At 63.4% G+C, this 20578-nt stretch carries 19 protein-coding genes and 3 tRNA genes; 14 read left to right on the forward strand and 8 right to left on the reverse strand.

All coding sequences use genetic code 11. The features are described 5' to 3' along the window. Window positions 1-11: 11 nt before the first annotated feature. The gene (locus tag EU803_RS06080; RefSeq protein WP_129680831.1) at window positions 12-590 is read left to right on the forward strand and encodes a histidine phosphatase family protein; all 579 of its coding nucleotides are present in this window, start codon (window positions 12-14) and stop codon (window positions 588-590) included. Between the two features lie 49 nt (window positions 591-639). Further along, window positions 640-715: transfer RNA gene (locus EU803_RS06085), tRNA-Val, on the forward strand. Between the two features lie 8 nt (window positions 716-723). Here EU803_RS06085 and EU803_RS06090 read toward each other — a convergent pair. Together EU803_RS06090 and EU803_RS06095 are read right to left on the reverse strand one after the other, a co-directional pair. Then, window positions 724-1251 carry a LytTR family DNA-binding domain-containing protein gene (locus tag EU803_RS06090; RefSeq protein WP_129680832.1) on the reverse strand — a complete coding sequence of 176 codons (528 nt, stop codon included), beginning with the start codon at window positions 1249-1251 and terminating at the stop codon, window positions 724-726. 6 nt (window positions 1252-1257) lie between these two features. Further along, window positions 1258-1662 carry a hypothetical protein gene (locus EU803_RS06095; RefSeq protein WP_129680834.1) on the reverse strand — a complete coding sequence of 135 codons (405 nt, stop codon included), beginning with the start codon at window positions 1660-1662 and terminating at the stop codon, window positions 1258-1260. A gap of 336 nt (window positions 1663-1998) precedes the next feature. Between EU803_RS06095 and EU803_RS06100 the strand changes: the two genes are divergently transcribed. The 3 genes from EU803_RS06100 to EU803_RS06110 all read left to right on the forward strand — a co-directional run bounded on the left by EU803_RS06100 (window position 1999) and on the right by EU803_RS06110 (window position 2516). Further along, window positions 1999-2075, forward strand: a tRNA-Asp gene (locus EU803_RS06100). A 30-nt stretch (window positions 2076-2105) separates the two neighbouring features. Next, window positions 2106-2182, forward strand: a tRNA-Asp gene (locus EU803_RS06105). A 106-nt stretch (window positions 2183-2288) separates the two neighbouring features. Beyond that, window positions 2289-2516, forward strand: a complete 228-nt coding sequence (locus EU803_RS06110; RefSeq protein ID WP_129680836.1) for an RND transporter — start codon at window positions 2289-2291, stop codon at window positions 2514-2516. Between the two features lie 26 nt (window positions 2517-2542). On the opposite strand, the gene EU803_RS06115 is transcribed toward EU803_RS06110, so the two are convergent. Beyond that, a complete protein-coding gene (locus EU803_RS06115; RefSeq protein WP_129680838.1) occupies window positions 2543-3919 on the reverse strand; it encodes a M20/M25/M40 family metallo-hydrolase in 1377 nt (458 codons plus the stop codon). Window positions 3920-4111: 192 nt separating this feature from the next. Between EU803_RS06115 and hemA the strand changes: the two genes are divergently transcribed. From hemA to EU803_RS18710, 4 genes are all read left to right on the forward strand, one after another. Then, complete coding sequence (gene hemA / locus EU803_RS06120; protein WP_129680840.1) at window positions 4112-5335, forward strand: 5-aminolevulinate synthase; 1224 nt, start codon at window positions 4112-4114, stop codon at window positions 5333-5335. A gap of 116 nt (window positions 5336-5451) precedes the next feature. Continuing rightward, window positions 5452-6630, forward strand: a complete 1179-nt coding sequence (locus EU803_RS06125; protein WP_129680842.1) for a helix-turn-helix domain-containing protein — start codon at window positions 5452-5454, stop codon at window positions 6628-6630. Between the two features lie 92 nt (window positions 6631-6722). Beyond that, a complete protein-coding gene (ispG, locus tag EU803_RS06130) occupies window positions 6723-7847 on the forward strand; it encodes a flavodoxin-dependent (E)-4-hydroxy-3-methylbut-2-enyl-diphosphate synthase (protein WP_129680844.1) in 1125 nt (374 codons plus the stop codon). Continuing rightward, window positions 7844-8539, forward strand: a complete 696-nt coding sequence (locus tag EU803_RS18710) for a hypothetical protein (protein ID WP_207209170.1) — start codon at window positions 7844-7846, stop codon at window positions 8537-8539. Before ispG ends, EU803_RS18710 begins: the two co-directional genes overlap by 4 nt. A 173-nt stretch (window positions 8540-8712) precedes the next feature. Here the strand turns inward: EU803_RS18710 and EU803_RS06140 are convergent, their stop codons facing one another. Then, window positions 8713-9468: a DsbA family protein gene (locus tag EU803_RS06140; protein WP_129680848.1), complete on the reverse strand. Its 756-nt coding sequence runs from the start codon at window positions 9466-9468 to the stop codon at window positions 8713-8715. Between the two features lies 1 nt (window position 9469). Continuing rightward, window positions 9470-10801, reverse strand: a complete 1332-nt coding sequence (locus tag EU803_RS06145; protein WP_129680850.1) for a M48 family metalloprotease — start codon at window positions 10799-10801, stop codon at window positions 9470-9472. A 66-nt stretch (window positions 10802-10867) separates the two neighbouring features. Between EU803_RS06145 and EU803_RS06150 the strand changes: the two genes are divergently transcribed. Together EU803_RS06150 and EU803_RS06155 are read left to right on the forward strand one after the other, a co-directional pair. Continuing rightward, window positions 10868-12010: an aminotransferase class I/II-fold pyridoxal phosphate-dependent enzyme gene (locus EU803_RS06150; protein WP_129680852.1), complete on the forward strand. Its 1143-nt coding sequence runs from the start codon at window positions 10868-10870 to the stop codon at window positions 12008-12010. Then, window positions 12007-13230: an N-acetylmuramoyl-L-alanine amidase gene (locus EU803_RS06155; protein WP_129680854.1), complete on the forward strand. Its 1224-nt coding sequence runs from the start codon at window positions 12007-12009 to the stop codon at window positions 13228-13230. The genes EU803_RS06150 and EU803_RS06155 overlap by 4 nt, the downstream gene beginning before the upstream one ends. Here the strand turns inward: EU803_RS06155 and EU803_RS06160 are convergent. Continuing rightward, window positions 13217-13831, reverse strand: coding sequence for a class I SAM-dependent methyltransferase (locus EU803_RS06160; protein WP_129680856.1), 615 nt, complete (start codon window positions 13829-13831; stop codon window positions 13217-13219). The two genes, EU803_RS06155 and EU803_RS06160, sit on opposite strands and share 14 nt — an antisense overlap. 153 nt (window positions 13832-13984) lie before the next feature. Here EU803_RS06160 and EU803_RS06165 point away from each other — a divergent pair, with 153 nt between their 5' ends. The 3 genes from EU803_RS06165 (at window position 13985) to EU803_RS06175 (ending at window position 18549) form a co-directional block, all read left to right on the forward strand. Further along, the gene (locus EU803_RS06165) at window positions 13985-16495 is read left to right on the forward strand and encodes a PBP1A family penicillin-binding protein (RefSeq protein ID WP_129680858.1); all 2511 of its coding nucleotides are present in this window, start codon (window positions 13985-13987) and stop codon (window positions 16493-16495) included. A 66-nt stretch (window positions 16496-16561) separates the two neighbouring features. Next, window positions 16562-17686 (forward strand): peptide chain release factor 2, encoded by a 1125-nt coding sequence (prfB, locus tag EU803_RS06170; RefSeq protein ID WP_129680860.1) that lies wholly within the window; start codon window positions 16562-16564, stop codon window positions 17684-17686. A gap of 74 nt (window positions 17687-17760) precedes the next feature. Further along, on the forward strand, window positions 17761-18549 hold the full coding sequence (locus EU803_RS06175; protein WP_129680862.1) for a DUF2189 domain-containing protein: 789 nt from the start codon (window positions 17761-17763) through the stop codon (window positions 18547-18549). A gap of 157 nt (window positions 18550-18706) precedes the next feature. Here the strand turns inward: EU803_RS06175 and EU803_RS06180 are convergent, their stop codons facing one another. Beyond that, window positions 18707-19201, reverse strand: coding sequence for a polymer-forming cytoskeletal protein (locus tag EU803_RS06180; RefSeq protein WP_129680864.1), 495 nt, complete (start codon window positions 19199-19201; stop codon window positions 18707-18709). After that, on the reverse strand, window positions 19191-20510 hold the full coding sequence (locus EU803_RS06185; protein WP_242494314.1) for a M23 family metallopeptidase: 1320 nt from the start codon (window positions 20508-20510) through the stop codon (window positions 19191-19193). Before EU803_RS06185 ends, EU803_RS06180 begins: the two co-directional genes overlap by 11 nt. Window positions 20511-20578: the final 68 nt, after the last annotated feature.

Below are 20578 nucleotides of genomic sequence, written 5' to 3' on the forward strand. Positions count from 1 at the left end.
ATCCCAAGCGCATGAGCCTGCCCGAGATCATCATCGCCCGCCACGGACAAACCGAATGGAACCGCGCTGGCCGCTGGCAGGGCGGACTTGATTCGCCCCTGACGGCCAAAGGTGAGGATCAGGCGCGTGGTTTGGGTGAAATTCTTGTCCGAGAGGGGATTGGCCCGGACGGATGGAACTTCCTGACCAGCCCGCAAGGGCGGTCGGTCGACACCGCCCGGATTGCGTTGGTCGGGATCGGGGCCACGGCGCAAGTTGTTCATGATTTGCGGGAAATCGACGTCGGGACATGGGCAGGTCTGACCGTAGATGAGATCGACAGCAGATGGCCGGGGCCGGAAGACGAGCGCTTCATCGACAAATACACCCGTGCTCCGGGCGGCGAATCCTTTGACGCGCTTTGGGATCGGGCCGGGGTGATCCTTGGGTCGCTGAACCGCCCGACGGTCCTGTTCACCCACGGGATGACCTCGCGTTTCCTGCGAACCCGGGCGCTGGGGATGAGCCTTGCCGATCTCATGGACGTGCCGGGCGGGCAGGGGTGCCTGTTCCGTATCCGCGATGGGGCGCACGAGGTGCTTTGGCCCTGACGCACAGGCCCTTGCAGGGGCAGGCGGAAGCGGCTAAACGGCGCGGGCCGGGTGGTTAGCTCAGTTGGTAGAGCGCTTCGTTTACACCGAAGATGTCGGGGGTTCGAGTCCCTCACCACCCACCATTCCCCAGCTACCAATCCATGTGGAAATCGAACCAGTCCTGAACCTGTTGCAGGCGGCTGCGGGCGACGGGAATTGCGGCAAGGTCCGGAAGGTCGAAGCCGGGCAGGTGAATAGTTGCACGTGCGCCGTCGCGTGTCAGCCGGGGGCAGGCGTGGCGGCACACCCACCAGGACCGGTGCGGGCGGACGCCGTCGCTGTCGTGCAGCTGGTCGATCACATCTCCAAGCTTGGCGCGTTGAACGAGGGTTTCCTGTTTCGTCACGACGCGCAGGTAATGCTCCTCGGACGCGATGTAGCGCAGATTGTCGACCCGGATGCGGCGATCGCCGACTTCAATCATGCGCGGAGACATGTCCGGTGTTCTTGCGGGGGCATCCTGGTTGTCCGGCTTGGCGGCAGGGGGGATGTGCGGCGACAGATCAAAGGTCGACAGAAGAAACCGCATGAACAATGCCTCGACAATCAGAAGCGTGATCAGAAGAAAAGGGAAGGCCGTGAGGTGATCGAACCGGTAACTGTCGTCTACCAACCCCATTTGCGCCTAGAGCATCACGAAGAAGACGGCGGTGAATTCCACGGTTGTCAGAATTGGCAGGTAGATTTTCGGCGTTGGCCGTCCGTAGGTCAGGGCCGACAGGCAGGCAAAGACCAGTAGCTTGCTGAGCACCAGGAGACCTGCGGCGACCTGCCAGATCAGCACTTCGTAGAGAAGGGGCATATGCCCCCTGTAACCATGCGGGTTAGTGCCAAAGATCGCGATGGCCACGAGGCTGACCAGCCCCAAAGTTCGCCAGTTGCAGATCAGGGTCCAGATTTGGGCGAAGGACAGCGGATGAACCCTGCCAAACATGTCAACCAGACGCATTTCATGACAAAACCGTGGCGAACGGCGGATCTTTTGATCAACTTGATGGATGAGTACGGGCTGGGGTTCGGTTTCGTCCATCGAGTGGTCTGTAATCTGTTTTCCGGTGTTTTCAGGTTAACGAGTTGGCCCCTAGGCGCGGTCGCCGCAAAGGTTGACCGCGCGCCTGTGCCGCGTGCCCTGCACTTGTGATCAAAACTGCCGGCCACGCTAGCGTCTTAGCATTTCCCGATCAACAGTGTCGTTGGACGCCTCACCGAGAATTCAAGTGGATTTTACCAAATCCGGGCCGGTGTTGACGCACGGTTTTCTTGTATGTTGGAAAATCGGAAAATTGCGCCGAACGGCGCTTGACGGGGGGCGGGCCTGCCCGTAGAAGGCGCCTCACGTTCGGTCGAATGGCCGAAAGACAGATACGCGGTTGTAGCTCAGTTGGTTAGAGTACCGGCCTGTCACGCCGGGGGTCGCGGGTTCGAGCCCCGTCAACCGCGCCACTGTCTTTCTTGCCCGACGCAGACGTATGCGCGGTTGTAGCTCAGTTGGTTAGAGTACCGGCCTGTCACGCCGGGGGTCGCGGGTTCGAGCCCCGTCAACCGCGCCACTTTCCCCTCCCGATGGACGATGAAAGACCAGAACACCTCTGCGTGGTCTCGGGCTTGTTATATTTGTAAAATGGAATATGTTTGGACTGCTGACAGGAGGGTCCCGTGCAGTTTCTTGATCAAATCCCGTGGAATATCGTCATCATCGCCGCCCTGACGCTTGGGCTGGCGCCGTTCTTTCCGGAGCCGCATATCTGGGAAAAGCTGAAGATGCTGGTGGCCGGAACGCTGTCGCGTCCGGTCGATATCTTTGACTTGCTGATGCATGGCGCACCGTGGCTTTTGTTGATTGCCAAGGGGCTGCGGGAAGTGTTGCGCGGCCAGGGGGCCTGACCGCGCAGTTCATTTGCCGGTGACGATTAGCGCGACAGGGCGTCCAGCACCCGCGCCCAGCTGCGGATGCCCTTGTGGAAACTCTGGACGTCGTATTTTTCGTTCGGGCTGTGGATGGCGTCGTCGTCATTGGCGAAACCGATCAACATGGCGTCCATCCCGAGGATCGTCTTGAAGTAGCCGGCGATCGGGATCGACCCGCCCATGCCGACCAGCACCGCCTCGCGGTTCCATTCATCGGACAGGGCCTGCCGCGCCAGTTCAAACTCGGGCCGGTCGGTATTCATGACCGATGCGGGCGCCCCTTCCAGATCGTTGTCCCAGGTCACGCGCGCATCCGGCGATAGCCGGTCTTCGACATGCTTGCGCACCTTGACCCGCAGGTCGTCGGGGTCCATGTCGCCCACCAGCCGGCAGGTGATCTTGCAATGCGCCTCTGCCGGGATCACGGTCTTGGACCCGGCCCCCTGATATCCGCCCCAGAGCCCGTTCACCTCGAGCGTGGGGCGCGACCATTGCTGTTCCAGCGTGGAATAGCCCGCCTCGCCATGGGGGCGGCTGTAGCCGACGGAGTTGAGGTAGGTGGCTTCGTCGAAGCCCGAGTTCTCCCACTGACGCAGGATCTCTGCCGGGACCTCGTGGACACCGTCATAAAACCCCTCGACCGCAACCCGGCCCGTATCATCATGGAACGAGGCGACGATGCGGGCGATTTCCTTCAGCGGGTTCAGGCCGGGGCCGCCATAATGCCCCGAATGCAGGTCGATCCTGGGGCCGTGGATGGTGAATTCATCCTTCAGCATCCCCCGCAGTTGCGAGGCAATGGACGGCACGCCGGGCGAGACCATGGAGGTGTCGCAGATCAGGGCGATGTCGCTGGTCAGCTCTTCGGCGTTGTCCTTCATGAAAGGGATGAGCGAGGGCGAGCCCGATTCTTCTTCGCCCTCAAAGAAGAAGGTGATCGAGCAGGGCAGGGTGCCATTGACGGCGGTCCAGGCGCGGCAGGCCTCGACGAAGGTCATCAACTGGCCTTTGTCATCGGACGATCCGCGCCCCCGGATGACCTTGCCGTTCGGGGTGTCTTCGATCCGGGGATCGAACGGCGGGGTCTTCCACAGGTTCAGCGGGTCCACGGGCTGCACGTCATAATGGCCGTAGAACAGAAGATGCGGACCGTCCCCCCGTACGTGGCCCACCACCATGGGGTGGCCGGGCGTGACACGCTTTTGCGCATCGACGCCCATGGATTGCAGGTCGGCCACCAGCCAGTCGGCGGCCTTGTCGCACTCTGCCTTATAGGCCGGGTCGGTCGAGATAGATTCGATCCGCAGAAGGGTCATCAACCGGTCGATGGCGGCGTCCAGATCGGTGTCGATACGCGACAATACCTGATCGAGGCTCATGTCAGGGGCTCCGTGTTTGTTTGAATTTGGGGGCAGGTTACGCCCCTTGTGGCCACTGTCCATGGCAAACCCTGTGCGATTATGCGGAAGGGGCGGCAAATTGTAGCGTATTGCGACAGGGGGCATGGGGTTATATGACCCTTGAAACACCTTTGGCCCCTCGCGCCAAAGAGGCTGCTGCAAGGACGACCCATGGATTACAACGCCCAGCTTGACGCCGCGCTGGACCGGCTGCATTCGGAAGGCCGCTATCGCACGTTCATTGATATCGAGCGCAAGCGCGGGCATTTCCCCCATGCGGTCTGGACCCGGCCTGACGGATCCAAGCAGGATATCACCGTCTGGTGCGGCAATGATTACCTTGGCATGGGGCAACACCCGGCGGTCCTGTCGGCCATGGCAGAGGCGCTGGAAGCGACCGGTGCCGGGTCGGGCGGCACGCGCAACATTTCCGGCACCACCGTCTATCACAAGCGGCTGGAGGCAGAGCTTGCTGACCTTCACCAGAAGGAAGCGGCGCTGCTGTTCACCTCGGCCTATATCGCCAATGACGCGACGCTGAGCACCCTGCCCAAGCTGTTTCCGGGGCTGATCATCTACTCGGATGAATTGAACCACGCCTCGATGATCGAAGGCATTCGCCGCAATGGCGGGGCCAAGCGCATTTTCAAGCATAACGATCTGGCCGACCTGCGGGCCAAGCTGGAAGCCGACGACCCGGCCGCGCCCAAGCTGATCGCCTTTGAAAGCGTCTATTCGATGGATGGCGATTTCGGCCCGATCGAGGCCCTGTGCGATCTGGCCGACGAATTCGGCGCGCTGACCTATCTGGACGAGGTGCACGCGGTCGGCATGTATGGCCCGCGCGGCGGTGGCGTTGCCGAACGCGACGGTCTTCTGGACCGGATCGACATCATCAATGGCACGCTGGGCAAGGCCTTTGGCGTGCATGGCGGCTATATCGCGGCCAGTGCGAAAATGTGTGACGCGGTGCGGTCTTACGCGCCGGGCTTCATCTTCACCACCTCGCTTCCGCCGGTTGTGGCGGCAGGGGCGGCGGCGTCGATCCGGGTTCTGAAGGAAGACCAGTCGATCCGGGACCGGCACCAAGAGGCGGCTGCGGTTCTGAAGCTGCGGCTGAAGGGCCTTGGCCTGCCGATCATCGACCACGGCAGCCATATCGTTCCGGTGATCGTCGGCGATCCGGTGCATACCAAAAAGCTGTCGGACATGCTGCTGGATCAGTTCGGCATCTACGTGCAGCCGATCAATTTCCCCACCGTCCCGCGCGGGACAGAGCGGCTGCGCTTCACCCCGTCGCCGGTCCACGGGCCGGGCGAGATCGACAAGCTGATCAAGGCGATGGACGCGCTCTGGTCCCATTGTGCGCTGAATCGCGCCGAAATGGCGGGTTAAGATTTTTCGGCGGGTGCGCCCGGTTTTGGTGTATGCTAGGCGCAATTAAAGCGCTTGGGAAAACTCGAATCGATTCCCATTGCGCAGAGGCAAATTGGGCAGTTTGGGACAGCCGGATGATTTTGAAGGGCTTCAAGCGCAAGCAAGCCGTCGAGGAAGTTGAACCCAAAGGGTTCGATGCCTACGAGCTGCGTCTTGGGGACCTCATGCGCGGTGAGCGGGCGACCCTGGGCAAGAGCCTGCTGGACGTTCAGCGCGAGCTGAAAATCAAGGCCGCTTATATCGCAGCTATCGAAAACGCCGACCCGTCGGCCTTTGATACCCCCGGTTTCATCGCGGGCTATGTGCGGTCCTACGCCCGCTATCTGGGTATGGATCCGGATCAGGCATTTGCGACCTTCTGCAAGGAAAGCGGATTTTCCACGGCGCATGGCATGTCGGCGGCGGCTTCTTCGGTCCGGCCGACGCGTGAAGAACGGCTGGGAAACCGCGGCGACGCGGATATATTCGCAACCCCCGCCACGCCCTTTGCCCCCGGCAAGGACGCCTTGCTGTCGCATGTAGAGCCGGGCGCGGTCGGGTCCGTTCTCGTGCTGGTCCTGCTGATCGGCGGGCTGGGCTTTGGTGCCTGGACCGTGTTGCAGGAAGTCCAGAAGGTTCAGTTCGCCCCGGTGGAACAGGCCCCCGTTGTGGTGGCCGATGTGGACCCGCTGGCCGGTGGCGCGGGTGCAGGCGACGCGGTCGCCGTCTTTACCCCGCCCTCGACCGAGGCGCTGGACCGGCTTTACCGTCCGCAGGCGCTGGACGTGCCGGTTCTGGTCAGCCGCGATGGTCCGATCTCGACCCTTGATCCGGCCTCGATCGGCAGTTTCGCCCCCGAGGCGGCCGAGTTCGCCACCGATCTGGCCGTTCTGCCCACCGATGTGGCCGAAGGCAGCCCGGTGCGCGTTACCGACGGGCCGGTGCCCGAGGTGCAGATCGTCGCCGTGCGCCCGGCCTGGGTCCGGGTCCGGTCCGCCGATGGCACCGTGATCTACGAAGGAATCATGGAGGCCGGCGCCACTTATGACCTCGCCCAGACCGAGGAACCCGCGACCCTGCGCGTCGGCGAATCCGGGGCGATCTATTTCGCGGTCAACGGGGTCCACTACGGCCCCGCCGGGGACACCGGCACAATCACCTCGAACCTGGCACTGTCGGTCGACAATCTGACCACCGCTTACCAGGTGGCGGACCTGAGCGGCGACGCCGACCTTGCCGCCGTGGTCAATGTGGCCGAAGTCACCACCGACTGATCCCTGACAATCCGCGCCCGCGCCTGTTGCCCTTGGCCCCGGGGCGGCTTACCTATGCGCGGACAGTTTCGGCCACCATTCAGGACGCCCCGATGACCCACAACCCCGTCCGCCCCTGGCGCAACATCGACCGCCGCAAAAGCCGCCAGATCATGGTGGGCAACGTGCCGGTCGGGGGGGATGCGCCGATTTCCGTGCAGACGATGACCAACACGCTGACCACGGATGTAAAGGCTACCATCGCGCAGGTGCAGGCGGCGGCCGAGGCCGGGGCGGACATCGTCCGCATCTCGGTCCCGGACGAGGCCTCCTCTAAGGCATTGAAAGAGATCGTTGCGGAAAGCCCGGTGCCAATCGTGGCGGATATCCATTTCCACTATCGCCGGGGGATCGAGGCGGCAGAGGCGGGCGCGGCCTGCCTGCGGATCAACCCCGGAAATATCGGCAGCCCGGACCGGGTGCGCGAGGTGATCAAGGCCGCCCGCGACCACAACTGTTCGATCCGGATCGGGGTGAACGCCGGCAGTCTGGAAAAGCACCTTCTGGACAAATACGGCGAACCCTGTCCGGCGGCGATGGTCGAAAGCGGGCTGGATCACATCAGGATCCTGCAGGACAACGATTTTCACGAATTCAAGATCAGCGTGAAGGCGTCTGACGTGTTCCTTGCCGCCGCCGCCTATCAGGAATTGGCCGAGGCGACGGACGCCCCGATCCACCTTGGGATTACCGAAGCCGGGGGGCTGATGACCGGCACCATCAAATCGGCCATCGGGCTGGGCAACCTGTTGTGGATGGGGATCGGTGACACGATCCGCGTCAGCCTCTCCGCTGATCCGGTGGAAGAGGTGAAGGTCGGCTATGAGATCCTGAAGTCGCTGGGTCTGCGGCACCGGGGCGTGAATATCATTTCCTGCCCCTCCTGCGCCCGGCAGGGGTTCGACGTGATCAAGACGGTCGAGGCGCTGGAAGACCGGCTGGCCCATATCAAGACCCCGATGAGCCTGTCGATCATCGGCTGCGTCGTCAACGGGCCCGGAGAGGCGCTGATGACCGACGTGGGCTTTACCGGCGGCGGGGCCGGGTCGGGCATGGTCTATCTGGCGGGCAAGCAAAGCCACAAGATGTCCAACGACCGGATGATCGACCACATCGTCGAAGAGGTCGAAAAGAAAGCGGCCGAGCTGGAGGCCGCCGCGAGTTCCGAGGCGAAATGAGTGATTTAATCGATCAGCTTGAAACCCTCATCGCGATGCACCGGGAACGGGGACGCCCGATTGCGAAATATGCCAAGCGAAAGCGCCCTGACCCGCGCCGGAGGGCGATGATCGAGTCCCTTGCGGATTGGGTGCCGGAGGACCTGTTCCTGCTCTACGAACGGTATGATGGTGCCGAACCGCCCCAGACCATGTGGCAGGGACTGGGCAATTTCTTTGGTCCGTTCTTTTGGCATGCGTCGGACATTCTGAAGATCATAAATAGGACCTCGAAGTTGCGAACACCTTTCCCTCTTTGCGACGAGATCGCTCTCTGTCAATCGGTCAGTGCACCAGACCTGACACTTTCGCCGATTGGACATAGCTATGTCCTTACAGCAACTCGGTCTCCGAATAGCGATGTTCGCTATCCAGCATTCGATACTCTTGGCTCAATGATCGAAACCTACATCGCGGCCATGAATGCGGGTGTCTGGAGCTTCGCGGAAGACGGATCGAGCCGGATCGACAAGGCGGAATTCGCGGATCTGGTCAGCCAGTTCAACACTCATTGCGACTTTTGGGCGTTGGACCGGGATGGGAAGGCGGATTTCGATATGCCGGCCTATGAACGCGGCGAGCGTCGGCCCAGACTGGAACCGGTTTCCGGTCAAGACCTGCTTGCGGCTTCGGGGTTTGACCTCAGGGCGTAGCGCCGCAGCTGTTGGACATTCGTGCCTAACCTTTTGCCCCCAGGACGGACAAACCGAAGGGCGTCCTAGAAATCGGCGACGGGGCGCATTTCCAGTTCAACTACTGATCGGCCAACCAAAGACAAGAAAGGCGGGCTAGGGCCCGCCTTTCTGCGTTTCAGGGCATCGGATGGTCAGCCATCGGCCCGCAGCGAGGCGGCGTATTGCTGCATCACGTTCAGCGGCACGTAGCCGCGCAGCATCTGGTCATCCATCACGAAGGTCGGGGTGCCCGAGATGTTCAGCCGTTGGGCCAGCAGCCGGTTCTCTTCCAGCACCCGCGTGACCTCGTCACTGGTCATCCGCTCAAGGATCGGGTCAGGCTCCAGTCCAAAGGTCTCGGCCAGCCGCACAAGGCTGTCGGCGGTGATATCGCCCCGCACCTGCATCAGCGCGTCATGCACGTTCTTATACGCATCGTCGCCATGCAACTGATGCACCGCGACCGCGAAGCGCGACGACAGGACCGACTGTTCGCCAAGGATCGGGAATTCCTTCAGGATGAAGCGGATGTTGCCATCCTGCGCGACCAGCGCCTCGACCTCTTCGAAGGCGCGTTTGCAGTAGGTGCAGCGATAATCCATGAACTCGACAAGGCTGATGTCGCCCTCGGGGTTGCCGCCGACCCAGGAGAACCCGTCGTTGAACAGGGCGTCCGCATTGGCGCGGGCAAGATCCTCGTCGGCCTGCGCCTCGGCCACGGCCTGACGGTCTTCCAGGACGGCGATCGCCTCCATCAGAACCTCGGGGTTTTCCAGAAGATAGGCCCGCACTTCGTCGCGGAAGGCTGCGCGTTCCTCGTCGGTCATCGTGGCCATGTCAAAGGCACTGGCCGACCCGGCCAGAAGACCAAGGGCAAGGGCAGCGGGGGCGAAAAGGCGTTTCAGCATGTCATCTCCGTGTCAATTGTTCCGCAGCAACAAGCACATCCTGCGCCCGCTGCCAACCCACACTTCCGCGAGGAAGCTGATCCGCCGCACGGCCCGCGTGGAGTGCCGCATCGGACATCCGGCCCATGAGCGCATAGCGTTCGGCGATGGCCAGCGAGGCAAGTCCCGGTTGCCCGGCGCGGGCATGGGCCTGTGCCAGATCCCGCAGCACCCGGGCGTCCTGCCCATCGCGGTCGCGCGCCCGCTGCAAGGCCTGCAGCGCCCGCGCGTCGCCATCGGCGGTGTCCAGCGTCAACAGTGCCCGCCCGTAGCCGCCAAGGATCAGCGCATTGTTCTGGGCAAGGTTCACCCCCCGCCCGTAGGCATTGACCGCCGCCGCGAACTGCCGGTTTTCCAGCAGGATCTGCCCCTGCAATTCCGCGATGAAGGGATCATTGGGGTAGGCGGCGGCAAGCTGGTTGATCGCCCGGATCGCCCCGTCGCGGTCGGGCTTGCGATGCAGCGCGATGGCGGCCCGCATCTGGCTGATGAGGTCGGTGTTTCCGCGCACCCGGCGCAGGGTCCAGTTGGAGTTCTGGGTAAAGGCCGACAGTTTCCCCTGCGCCCGCGCGAACCAGTAATCGGCGGTGGTGCTGTCGGCGGCCCGCCCGGTATTGGCGGCCACCAGTCCGCGCAACTGCCGCATCCGGTCGCTGGTCAGCGGATGGGTCCGGACATAGGGGTCTTGCCGCCCGACCGACAGCGCCTCTTGCCCCCGGAAGATGTCCAGCACCTCGACCGCGGCCTGACCATCGACCCCGGCGGCCAGCATGAACCGCAGGCCGGATTGGTCGGCGGCGGATTCCTCGGCGCGGGTGTGGGAAAACAGGACCCGCTGGGCCGATCCCGCCGTGCCCGCCGCGATCCCCGCCGCCGCGTCCGCATTGCCCGAGGCCGCCGCGGCGATGGCCAGCGCCACGCCCAGCCCCGCCGCCGTCTGCGCGTTGCGGATATTGGCCCCGCGCCGGGCAATATGCCCGTTGGCGATATGCGCGGCCTCGTGTGCGATGACCGATTGCAGCTGCGCCGCGCTTTCCAGTTTCAGGATCAACCCAGAATGGAGAAAGATCGCCCGTCCGTCGATGACGAAGGCGTTCAGCGACCGGTCATCGACGACAAGGATGCGCGTGTTGGAGGGCGACAGACCGGCGGCCAGAAGGATCGGCCGGGCCAGTTCCGACAACGCGTGTTCGATATCCGGATCGCGCAGAAGCGAGGCCGCGCGGACAGGCTGCGCCACCGTCACCGCCCAGAAAAACGCGGCAAGGATCAGCTTGAAGGGGGAAAGGTGCATTGACGGGCCAAGCCTCCTACGGGCAAGACAGGGGTAAGATACAAGAAACCAGAATGAGGCGGTCAGGTGCGGAACTCAAGGCGCGGCGAGGTCGATCCCTTCATCGTCATGGATGTGATGGAACAGGCGCGGCAGGCCGAGGCCGCCGGACGTCATATTATCCATATGGAAGTGGGCCAGCCGGGCACCGGCGCCCCGAGTGAAGCGCTACAGCGGCTTTCCGCCGACATGGCCCATGGGCCGCTGGGATATACCGTGGCCCTAGGTCTGCCAGAGCTGCGCGCCCGCATCGCCGGGCATTACAAGGACTGGTATGGCGTCGACCTGAACCCGGAACGGGTGGTCATCACCGCCGGGGCCTCGGGCGCGTTCATCCTTGCCTTCACCGCGCTGTTCGATACGGGCGCGCGGGTGGGTCTGGGCGAACCCTGCTACCCGTCCTACCGGCAGATCCTGAAATCCATGGATATGCAGCCCGTCGGCATCCCGACCCATATGGACACGCGGTTTCAGCCGGTCCCGGCGGATGTGGCCACCCATGATCTTGACGGGCTGATCGTCGCCTCGCCCGCCAATCCCACGGGCACCATGCTGGGCCGGGATGACCTTGCCGCGCTGGCGTCGGCCTGTTCGGCGCATGGAACCGCGTTCATCTCGGACGAGATCTACCACGGGGTCGGAGAGGTCAGCCCGGTGACCGCGCTTGAGGTCACCGACGATGTTTATGTCATCAATTCCTTTTCCAAGTATTTTTCGATGACGGGCTGGCGGGTCGGCTGGATGGTGGTCCCCGAGGCGCATGTCCGCACCATCGAACGGTTGGCGCAAAACCTGTTTATCTGCCCCTCGCACGCGGCGCAGCGGTTGGCGCTTCACGCGATGGACTGCACGGCAGAGCTGGAGGCCAATGCCGCCGTTTACCGCGAAAACCGCCGGTTGATGCTCGAGGGGTTGCCGAAGGCCGGGTTCACCCGGATCGCGCCGCCCGATGGGGCGTTTTATGTCTATGCGGATGTGTCTGACTATACCGACGACGCGCTGGGGTTTGCCAAGGAGATCCTTGATCAGGCCGGGGTCGCGGTCACGCCGGGGCTGGATTTCGATCCGCACCGGGGCCACCGCTGGCTGCGGTTTTCCTATGCGCGGGCCACGGCGGACATCGTCGAAGGTCTGGACCGGTTGCAGGCCTTCATGAAAGGCCGGACATGATCCGCGCACTGGCCCTGATCCTTGCGCTGGTGCTGCCCGGTCTGGGGCAGGCGCAGGACCTGACGGCGCTCGCGCGGCTGGACGTGGGCCAAAGCGCGGTGCGCGATACCCGGGCCGGGCCAGAGGTGGACCTGTTCCTGTCACAGCCGGTTCCGTGGCGGGCGTTTACCCTGACTGATCCCGCCCGGCTGGTCCTTGACTTCCGTGAGGTGGATTGGCGCGGCGCGACGGCCGAAACCCTGCTTCAGGGCAGGGTCGGGGCCAGCGACCTGCGGTTCGGCACCCTGCGCCCCGGTTGGTCCCGGCTGGTGCTGGACCTGACCGGCCCCTTTGCCATCGACACTGCCGGGATGCGCGTGTCCGAGGTGGACGGAACGGCCCATCTGACCGTGGCCCTGCACCGCGTCACCGAGGCAGAGTTCGTGGCGGCCAGCGGTGCCCCGCCCGAAGGGCCGGAATGGGCGGCGCTGACCCTTGCGGACCCGACCTTGCCGGCCCCGGACCCCGCCGAACCCGGTGTCCTGACCGTGGTGGTGGACCCCGGCCACGGCGGCATCGACCCCGGCGCCGAACGCGACGGGCTGCAAGAGGCGGACCTGATGCTGCGCCTTGGTCTGGATCTGGCCGAGGCGATCAACCGGTCCGGCACCATGCGCGCGATCCTGACCCGGACGGACGACAGCTTTGTCCCGCTGGAGGCGCGGATGACCGTGGCCCGGCAGGTCGGGGCGGATGTGCTGATCTCGCTGCACGCGGATGCGCTGGAAACCGACGCGGCGCAGGGGGCGTCGGTCTATACGCTGACCGAAGAGGCGCTGGACCGCGCCTCGGCCCGGATGGCGGAACGGCATGATCGGGGCGATCTTCTGGCCGGGTTGGACCTGTCGGGGCAGGATGACACGGTTGCGACAGTGCTGATGGACCTTGCCCGGCTGGAAACCGCGCCGCGCACGGACAGGCTGGCCACGGCGCTGGTGTCCGGACTGCGCCAATCCGGCGCGACGCTGAACAGCCGTCCCCGGCGCGAGGCGATGCTGGCGGTGCTGACGGCGGCGGATTTCCCATCGGTCCTGATCGAGGCGGGGTTTCTGTCCAACACGGACGACCGCGCCGCGCTGACCCTGCCAGAAGGCCGGGCCAAGATCGTGTCGGGGATCGTTGCGGCCCTGCAAAGCTGGGCCGCAGAGGAACAGGCGCGCGCGGCCCTTATTCGTCAGTGAACCGCGCCAGCCAGACCGTGCGGCCGCCGCATTCGGGGTCTTGCGGTTTGAAATCCACCACTTCGAACCCTGCCTTCGTCAGAAGCGCCCGGTAATCATCGGGTGACAGAGAGGCGTGATAAACCGGTTCGCCTGCAATACTGCCAATTTCTTCGCCCTCCTCGGGGCCAGAGGTGAACATCAGCGCAGCGCGGGGGGCGGCGTGGCTTGCAAATGTGGAAAACATCGCCCGCTGGTCCCGCGCGGACAGGTGGAAAAAGCTGTCCCAGGCAAGGATCGCATCGAAGGGTTCGCCAAGGGCAAGCCCGCGCATATCGGCGTGAATCGCCCGCGCCCGCGGCAGGGCCTGCCGAAACAGCGCAATCATGGCCGCAGCCCCATCAACCCCGGTGACGGTCAGCCCGCGTTCCGACAGGTATTGCGCGATCGGGCGGCCCGATCCGCAGCCCAGGTCCAGCACCCGCCGCCGCGAGGAATGCAGCGGCGTATGGGCAATCATCCGATCCAGCCAGCGCTTTTCCACAAGACTGCGATCCCGGCTTTTCGCCCAATCGGGGCCGTGAGATTCGTAGGTGGGCAGGATCAGGTCGGGGGTGCTCATGCGGGCATCTGCACCGGCGCCGGGGATGGGTGCAATGGGGTGTGACGGGGCCGTGCGAAAACTGGCGCAAACCAGCCGATCCGGGCCCATCGCCTTTTGACCTTGCCCGCCGGTCCCCATATAAGCGGACCAGATCAGAGCAAGGCGATATCGGTGCTGCGTTTCATCCTGTCCTTCTTCGGGGCCATTTTCTCGATGGCAACCCTTGGCCTTGGCATGGCCGCCCTGACGCTGGGCGCCATTTTCTATATGTATGGCCGTGACTTGCCCAGCCATGAGGTGCTGTCGCAATACACCCCCAAGACCATCAGCCGTATCTATTCCGGCGAGGGCCAGATCATCGACGAATTCGCCGTCGAACGCCGCCTGTTCACCCCGGCCGAAGAGATTCCCGATATCGTGAAATTCGCCTTCGTCTCGGCGGAAGATCAGAATTTCTACAGCCACCCGGGCTATGACATCCGTGGCATCGCGGCCGCCTTTGTCGAGGCGGTGCAAAGCCGGGGCGAAGACCTGCGTGGGGCGTCGACCATCACCCAGCAGGTGATGAAGAACTTCCTTCTGTCGGCGGACCGGACGGTGGAACGCAAGATCAAGGAATTGATCCTTGCAGTGCGGATCGAACGGGCGATGGACAAGGACCAGATCCTTGAACTTTACCTCAACGAAATCTTCCTTGGTCAGAATTCCTATGGGGTCGCCGCCGCCGCGCAAACCTATTTCAACAAACCGCTGGCAGAGCTGATCCCGGCAGAGGCGGCCTATCTTGCCGCCCTCGCGCAGCGGCCCGGCAACCTGCACCCCGTGCGCCAGTATGACGACGCGGTGTCGCGCCGGAACTACGTGCTGCGGCGTCTGGCCGAAGATGGCTATATCACGCCCGAGGTTGCCGCCGAACAGCAGGCCTTGCCGTTGTTGACCGTGCAGTCGGGCGATATTGAAAGTTTCCGGTCGGCCCTGCCGCCACGCGACTATTTCACCGACGAAATTCGCCGCCAGCTGAGCCGCAACTTCGGTGAGGAAGAGTTCTTTACCGGCGGTCTGTCGATCCGCGCCACCATTGACCCCGATCTTCAGGTGACCGCCGCCCACGCACTGCAACGGGCGCTGGAACGGTTCGACCGGGGGCAGGGGCGTTGGACCGGCACCGGCAAATCGATCGAGGCCGAGGCCCTTGCGACCGAAGAGGGCTGGCGCGCCGCGCTCGCTTCCACGCAGGTGCCCCGCGACGTGACGCTGGATGGACAGTGGCATCCGGCGGTGGTGCTGGAAGTGCAGGACCAGCAGCTTGTCATCGGGATCGAGGACATCGCTCTGGACGATCCGCGCGGAAACACCGTTCCCCGGTCTGACACCGGCTGGTTCTCGGGCAATCTGTTCGACAATTTCAGCGTCGGCGACGTGATCCACGTGAGCGAGGCGACATCGGGCGGGTCGTTCGATCACTGGACCCTACGGCAGGTGCCCGAGGTGCAGGGCGGCTTCATGGCGATGGATGTGAACAGCGGCCGGGTTCTGGCGATGCAGGGGGGCTTTTCCTACCAGCATTCGGTGTTCAACCGCGCCACGCAGGCCCAGCGGCAGCCCGGGTCCAGTTTCAAGCCCTTCGTCTATGCCGCCGCGCTGGACAGCGGCTATTCCCCCGCGACGATCGTGGTTGACGCCCCCATCGAGATTCAGACCGGTGCGGGCATCTGGCGCCCGACTAACGCATCGAACCAGTTCTACGGGCCGACCCCGCTGCGAACCGGTATCGAACAGTCGCGAAACCTGATGACCGTGCGTCTGGCGCAAGAGGTGGGGATGGATGTCGTCGCCGAATATGCCGAAAGGTTCGGCGTCTACGACAACATGAACGCCTTCCTGTCGGCTTCGCTCGGGTCCGAGGAAACCACCCTGTTCAAGATGGTCGCCGCCTATGCGATGTTTGCCAACGGCGGCGAGCGGGTCGAGCCGACACTGGTTGACCGCGTTCAGGACCGTCTGGGCAACACGGTCTATCGGCATGACCAGCGCGACTGCCCGGACTGTTCTCTGTTGAACCTGCCCGAAGGTCAGGCCCCGGCGGTCGTGTCGAACCGCGACAGGATCATGAACGCGGTGACCGCCTATCAGCTGACCTCGATGATGCAGGGGGTGGTGCAGCGCGGCACGGCCAGCGGGTCGGTCAACCTGCCGGTTCCGACCGCGGGCAAGACCGGGACAACCAACGATTCCAAGGACGTCTGGTTTGTCGGCTTCACGTCGAACATCGTGGCGGGCTGCTACATCGGCTATGACACGCCCCGGCGGATGCCCGGTGCCTCGGGCGGCGGCATGTGCGGCCCGGTGTTCCAGGAATTCATGACCGAGGCGGTGGCCCGGTTCGGCGGTGGCCCCTTCAACGTTCCCGAGGATTGCCAGTTCATCAAGATCGACCGTTACACCGGTGCGCGTCTGCCCAACGATGCAGGCGGGCCGAATGTCGTCAGCGAATGTTTCCGCGCGGGCGAGGAACCGGTGTTCGGCATCATGTTCGACGGGGGCTTTGCCATGGCCGCCGATCTGCCGCTGTTTGACGAGGTGCCGCAGGCTGGTCGTCAGGTCACCACCTCGGACGGCGGCACCGCGACCGTGGGGCCGAAGGCCAGCTTTGGCACGCTGTCGTCCGGCGGGCTTTACTGACGCCGCCGCTTGCCCGTCCGGTCGGGGCGGGCTATCACCCCCTTCGAACCAACACCCGGAAGACCCATGCGCGCTGAAACCCAGAATATCGTCACGGCCATTGAAAAGTCGCTTAACCTGCTGGCCCAGCGGATGGATTGGGAAACGGCGGAATACCGGCTGGAAGAATTCAACGCCCGTGTCGAGGACCCGAACCTGTGGAACGATCCGGAGGCGGCGCAAAAGCTGATGCGCGACCGGCAGATGCTGGTCGATTCCATCACCGGCTACAAATCCATCAAGCAAGAGCTTCAGGACAATATCGACCTGATCGAACTGGGCGAGATGGAAGACGACACTGAGGTGGTGACAGAGGCCGAGGCCGCGCTGAAGGCGCTTCAGGCCAAGGCCGCCGAAAAGGAGCTGGAGGCGCTTCTGGACGGCGAGGCTGACGGCAACGACACCTTCCTTGAAATCAACGCCGGTGCAGGCGGGACCGAGGCCTGCGACTGGGCGCAGATGCTGCAACGGATGTATGTCCGTTGGGCCGAAAAACGCGGCTACAAGGTGGAACTTCAGTCGGAAGAAGCGGGCGCCGAGGCCGGGATCAAATCCTGCGCCTACAAGATTTCGGGGCCCAACGCCTATGGCTGGCTGAAATCCGAAAGCGGCGTGCATCGGCTGGTCCGCATTTCCCCGTTCGGCAAGGGCACGCGCGAAACCTCTTTCGCGTCCGTCTGGGTCTATCCGGTCGTGGACGACAATATCGAGATTGAAGTGAACCCGTCCGACATCCGCATCGACACCTACCGGTCGTCGGGCGCGGGCGGGCAGCACGTGAATACCACCGATTCCGCCGTGCGGATCACCCACCTGCCCACCGGGATCGTGGTGACCAGTTCGGAAAAGTCGCAGCACCAGAACCGCGATATCGCGATGAAGGCCCTGAAATCGCGTCTGTACCAGATGGAACTGGATCGGCGGACGGCGGATATCAACGCCGCGCACGAGGCCAAGGGGTCGGCCGGCTGGGGCAACCAGATCCGGTCTTACGTGTTGCAACCCTACCAGATGGTCAAAGACCTGCGGACTGCGCATGAAACCAGCGACACGCAGGGCGTGCTGGACGGGGCGCTGGACCCGTTCATGGCCGCCACGCTGGCCCATGGGGTGTCCGGCAAAAGCCGGGCCGAAGCCACGGCCGAGGACTAAGCCGCAGTCTTCACGCGCGTCAGGCTTGACAGGTGCCCCCTGTCGGGTGGTCATATATTCCAACGGAGGAATGCATGACCGACATCCTGACAGAAGCGGGCCCGCCGCCCAGCCCCTTGCCTGCGACCCGCATGGTCAGGCTGGCAGATATCCGAGATTGCCTGAAGGCCGGGGTACGGGACTTTCGCGCCGCGCCACAGTTCGGGCTGTTCTTTTCGGCCGTCTATGTTCTGGGCGGGTTCGGGATGCTGTGGCTGTCTGCGGGCCATGTGACATGGGTTCTGGCCACCTCGCTTGGCTTCCCTCTGGCCGCGCCTTTCGCGGCAGTTGGCCTGTACGAAGTTTCCCGGCGGCTAGAGGCGGGGTTGCCGCTGAACTGGTCCGACATCCTTGGCGTGGTCTGGCAGGAACGCACCCGGCAGATCCCCTGGATGGGGGCGATCATCGTGATCTACTTCCTGTTCTGGACTTTCCTCGCCCATATGCTGTTCGCGGTCTTCATGGGCCTGTCCACAATGACCAATATCTCCTCAAGCTATGAGGTGTTCCTGACGCCGAACGGTTTGACCATGATCGCGGTTGAATTGGGGGTCGGCGCGGTGCTGGCCTTCCTTCTGTTCGCCATGACGCTGACCAGCCTTCCGCTGCTCCTTGAGAAAGAGGTCGATTTCATCTCGGCCATGCTGCTGTCGATCCGGGTGGTGTCCGAAAACCTGCCGGTCATGCTGGTCTGGGCGGTGATCATCGCGGTGCTGTCCATCATCGCGTTGATCCCGTGGTTTCTGGGGCTTATCGTGGTGCTGCCGATATTGGGCCATGCCACATGGCATCTTTACCGGCGCGCGCTGGAACACCCGGAATAAAGCGTCATGCGAAAAACCTGAATCACCTAGCGCTGCCTGAAATCCAAGATTTCAACGCGTTAGGTGATGCTTGTTGCTTTGGGTATTTCGTCAGACGCTTTGGAAACGAAAACGGGCGCCCAAGGGGCGCCCGAAATGCATTGGGATGATCGCGTGATCAGTCGGCCTTGTCGGCGGCGGCTGCCTTGGACTTGCCACCGTTCACGTCCAGCGGGTTGTCCTGACGCTGCACGGAGCCTTCGAAATGGGCGCCGCTTTCGATCGCGATGGTCTTGTGGATGATGTCGCCTTCGACGCGTGCGGTCGAGGTCAGGCGCACCTTCAGGCCGCGCACACGGCCCACGATGCGGCCATTAACGACCACGTCATCGGCAATGACTTCGCCCTTGACGGTGGCGGTTTCACCGACGGTCAGCAGGTGGGCGCGAATGTCGCCTTCGACCTGACCTTCGATCTGGATGTCGCCGGTGGTCTTCAGGTTGCCCTTGATCGTCAGGTCCGACGACAGGATCGACGGCGCCGGTTTCGACTTCGGCGCAGAGGATTTGAAATCTGCGGGCGGGATCGTCGCGGAAGACGTCACCGGCGCGGCAGGGGTTTCTGTTTCGGATGCCTTCGGCCCCGGCTCGTTGATTTTGCTCTTAGAAAACATCTCGTCCAGCTCTTATATAGATCATGGGATTGACAGGTTCACCATCGACGCGAACTTCGTAGTGTAGATGAGGTCCGGTCGAACGTCCGGAATTCCCCATATCACCGATCCGGTCCCCGCGCGAGACCCTTTGGCCGACTTCGACCCGAATGGCGTTAAGATGCGCATAGCGGGTTTCGATGCCAAATTCGTGGCGGATCTTGATCAGGCGACCATAGCCCGACGACCACCCGGCATGGACCACAACGCCGTCGGCGGTGGCGTAGACGGGCGTGCCCACCGGACCGGCCATATCGGTGCCAGCATGCAGGCGGCCCCAACGCTGACCGAACCCAGAGGTGAAGCGGTAGTTGGACCGCACCGGGATATCGAAAGGAAGCTGTTCGGCGGCGATCCGGTACAGGTTGATCCGGTCCATCGCTCCAAGGATCTGATTGGCGCGCAGCGTATCGGCATCCGGTTCTTCGCCGCGGGTCGAGAATTGGATCGGCATCAAGGGCCCGCCCTGTCCGGAATAGCCCCGGCGCACCTGATCAATCAGCCGATCCGGGTCCATCCCGGCGGCGCGGAACATGTTGTCCAGCGGTTCGACCGAGACAAGCATCGCCTCTTCCAGCTGCCGGAAGATCTCGTCGTTGCGGTCCTGAAGCAGGCGCAATTCAAGCTGCATGTCGGCGGCGGTTTGCAGGGCTTCTTGCGCGTCCGCTTCGATCTGGTCGCGTTCAGCGGCTGTCTTGGACAGCGCATCGGCAAGGATATCGACGGTCGAGGTCAGTTCGCTGTCGCCTACGATGCCCGGCACTGCGCCCTCACCGTTTTCGATGGCCAGCGTGATTTCCTCAAGTTCTGACTCAAGCGCCTGCCGGTCCTGCATCGTGCGCCGCAGCGTCGCCTGAATCACTTCGATCCCGGTTTCCAACTCGCGCCGCCGATCTTCGGAGGCCAGGAGTTCCGACTGCATCGCCGAAATCTGTTCAAGGGCAGAGCTGAACCGGGCCTGTGCGGCGGCGGCCTCATCGGCGCGCATGTCGCGTTCCTCGCTCAGCGCGTTCAGCCGGTCTTCGTACACCATCTGGTCGCGCTGCGCCTGCGCCCGGAAGTTCCCGGCGCCGATCGAATCCATCAAAAGGATCGCGGTTGCGATGATGGTCCAGGCGACAAGCAGGGTGCCACCGGTCCAGATCACAAGCTGGGTTTCAGGCTTCAGCCGGATGAACCGGGTTTCCGCGTCAGACCGCAAGAACAGGCGCTTTTCAGGGAACCGGCGTTCCAGCGCGTCATGAATTTTCTTGATCAGTCGTGACTTCAACTGCCCGGTCCCGTCCATCCCGTTTTCGACACTCCGGCCCATCTGCCGGGTGCGTCCCGAAGGGTGTT

The organism is Loktanella sp. IMCC34160, assembly GCF_004145845.1.
Classification (GTDB): Bacteria; Pseudomonadota; Alphaproteobacteria; order Rhodobacterales; family Rhodobacteraceae; genus SELP01.

Bases quoted from the DNA above. Each gene is read 5' to 3' on its own strand.
- EU803_RS06080 (WP_129680831.1), top strand. From the start codon at position 12: ATGAGCCTGCCCGAGATCATCATCGCCCGCCACGGACAAACCGAATGG.
- EU803_RS06090 (WP_129680832.1), bottom strand. From the start codon at position 1,251: ATGGGGTTGGTAGACGACAGTTACCGGTTCGATCACCTCACGGCCTTC.
- EU803_RS06095 (WP_129680834.1), bottom strand. From the start codon at position 1,662: ATGGACGAAACCGAACCCCAGCCCGTACTCATCCATCAAGTTGATCAA.
- EU803_RS06115 (WP_129680838.1), bottom strand. From the start codon at position 3,919: ATGAGCCTCGATCAGGTATTGTCGCGTATCGACACCGATCTGGACGCC.
- hemA (WP_129680840.1), top strand. From the start codon at position 4,112: ATGGATTACAACGCCCAGCTTGACGCCGCGCTGGACCGGCTGCATTCG.
- EU803_RS06125 (WP_129680842.1), top strand. From the start codon at position 5,452: ATGATTTTGAAGGGCTTCAAGCGCAAGCAAGCCGTCGAGGAAGTTGAA.
- ispG (WP_129680844.1), top strand. From the start codon at position 6,723: ATGACCCACAACCCCGTCCGCCCCTGGCGCAACATCGACCGCCGCAAA.
- EU803_RS18710 (WP_207209170.1), top strand. From the start codon at position 7,844: ATGAGTGATTTAATCGATCAGCTTGAAACCCTCATCGCGATGCACCGG.
- EU803_RS06140 (WP_129680848.1), bottom strand. From the start codon at position 9,468: ATGCTGAAACGCCTTTTCGCCCCCGCTGCCCTTGCCCTTGGTCTTCTG.
- EU803_RS06145 (WP_129680850.1), bottom strand. From the start codon at position 10,801: ATGCACCTTTCCCCCTTCAAGCTGATCCTTGCCGCGTTTTTCTGGGCG.
- EU803_RS06155 (WP_129680854.1), top strand. From the start codon at position 12,007: ATGATCCGCGCACTGGCCCTGATCCTTGCGCTGGTGCTGCCCGGTCTG.
- EU803_RS06160 (WP_129680856.1), bottom strand. From the start codon at position 13,831: ATGAGCACCCCCGACCTGATCCTGCCCACCTACGAATCTCACGGCCCC.
- prfB (WP_129680860.1), top strand. From the start codon at position 16,562: ATGCGCGCTGAAACCCAGAATATCGTCACGGCCATTGAAAAGTCGCTT.
- EU803_RS06175 (WP_129680862.1), top strand. From the start codon at position 17,761: ATGACCGACATCCTGACAGAAGCGGGCCCGCCGCCCAGCCCCTTGCCT.
- EU803_RS06180 (WP_129680864.1), bottom strand. From the start codon at position 19,201: ATGTTTTCTAAGAGCAAAATCAACGAGCCGGGGCCGAAGGCATCCGAA.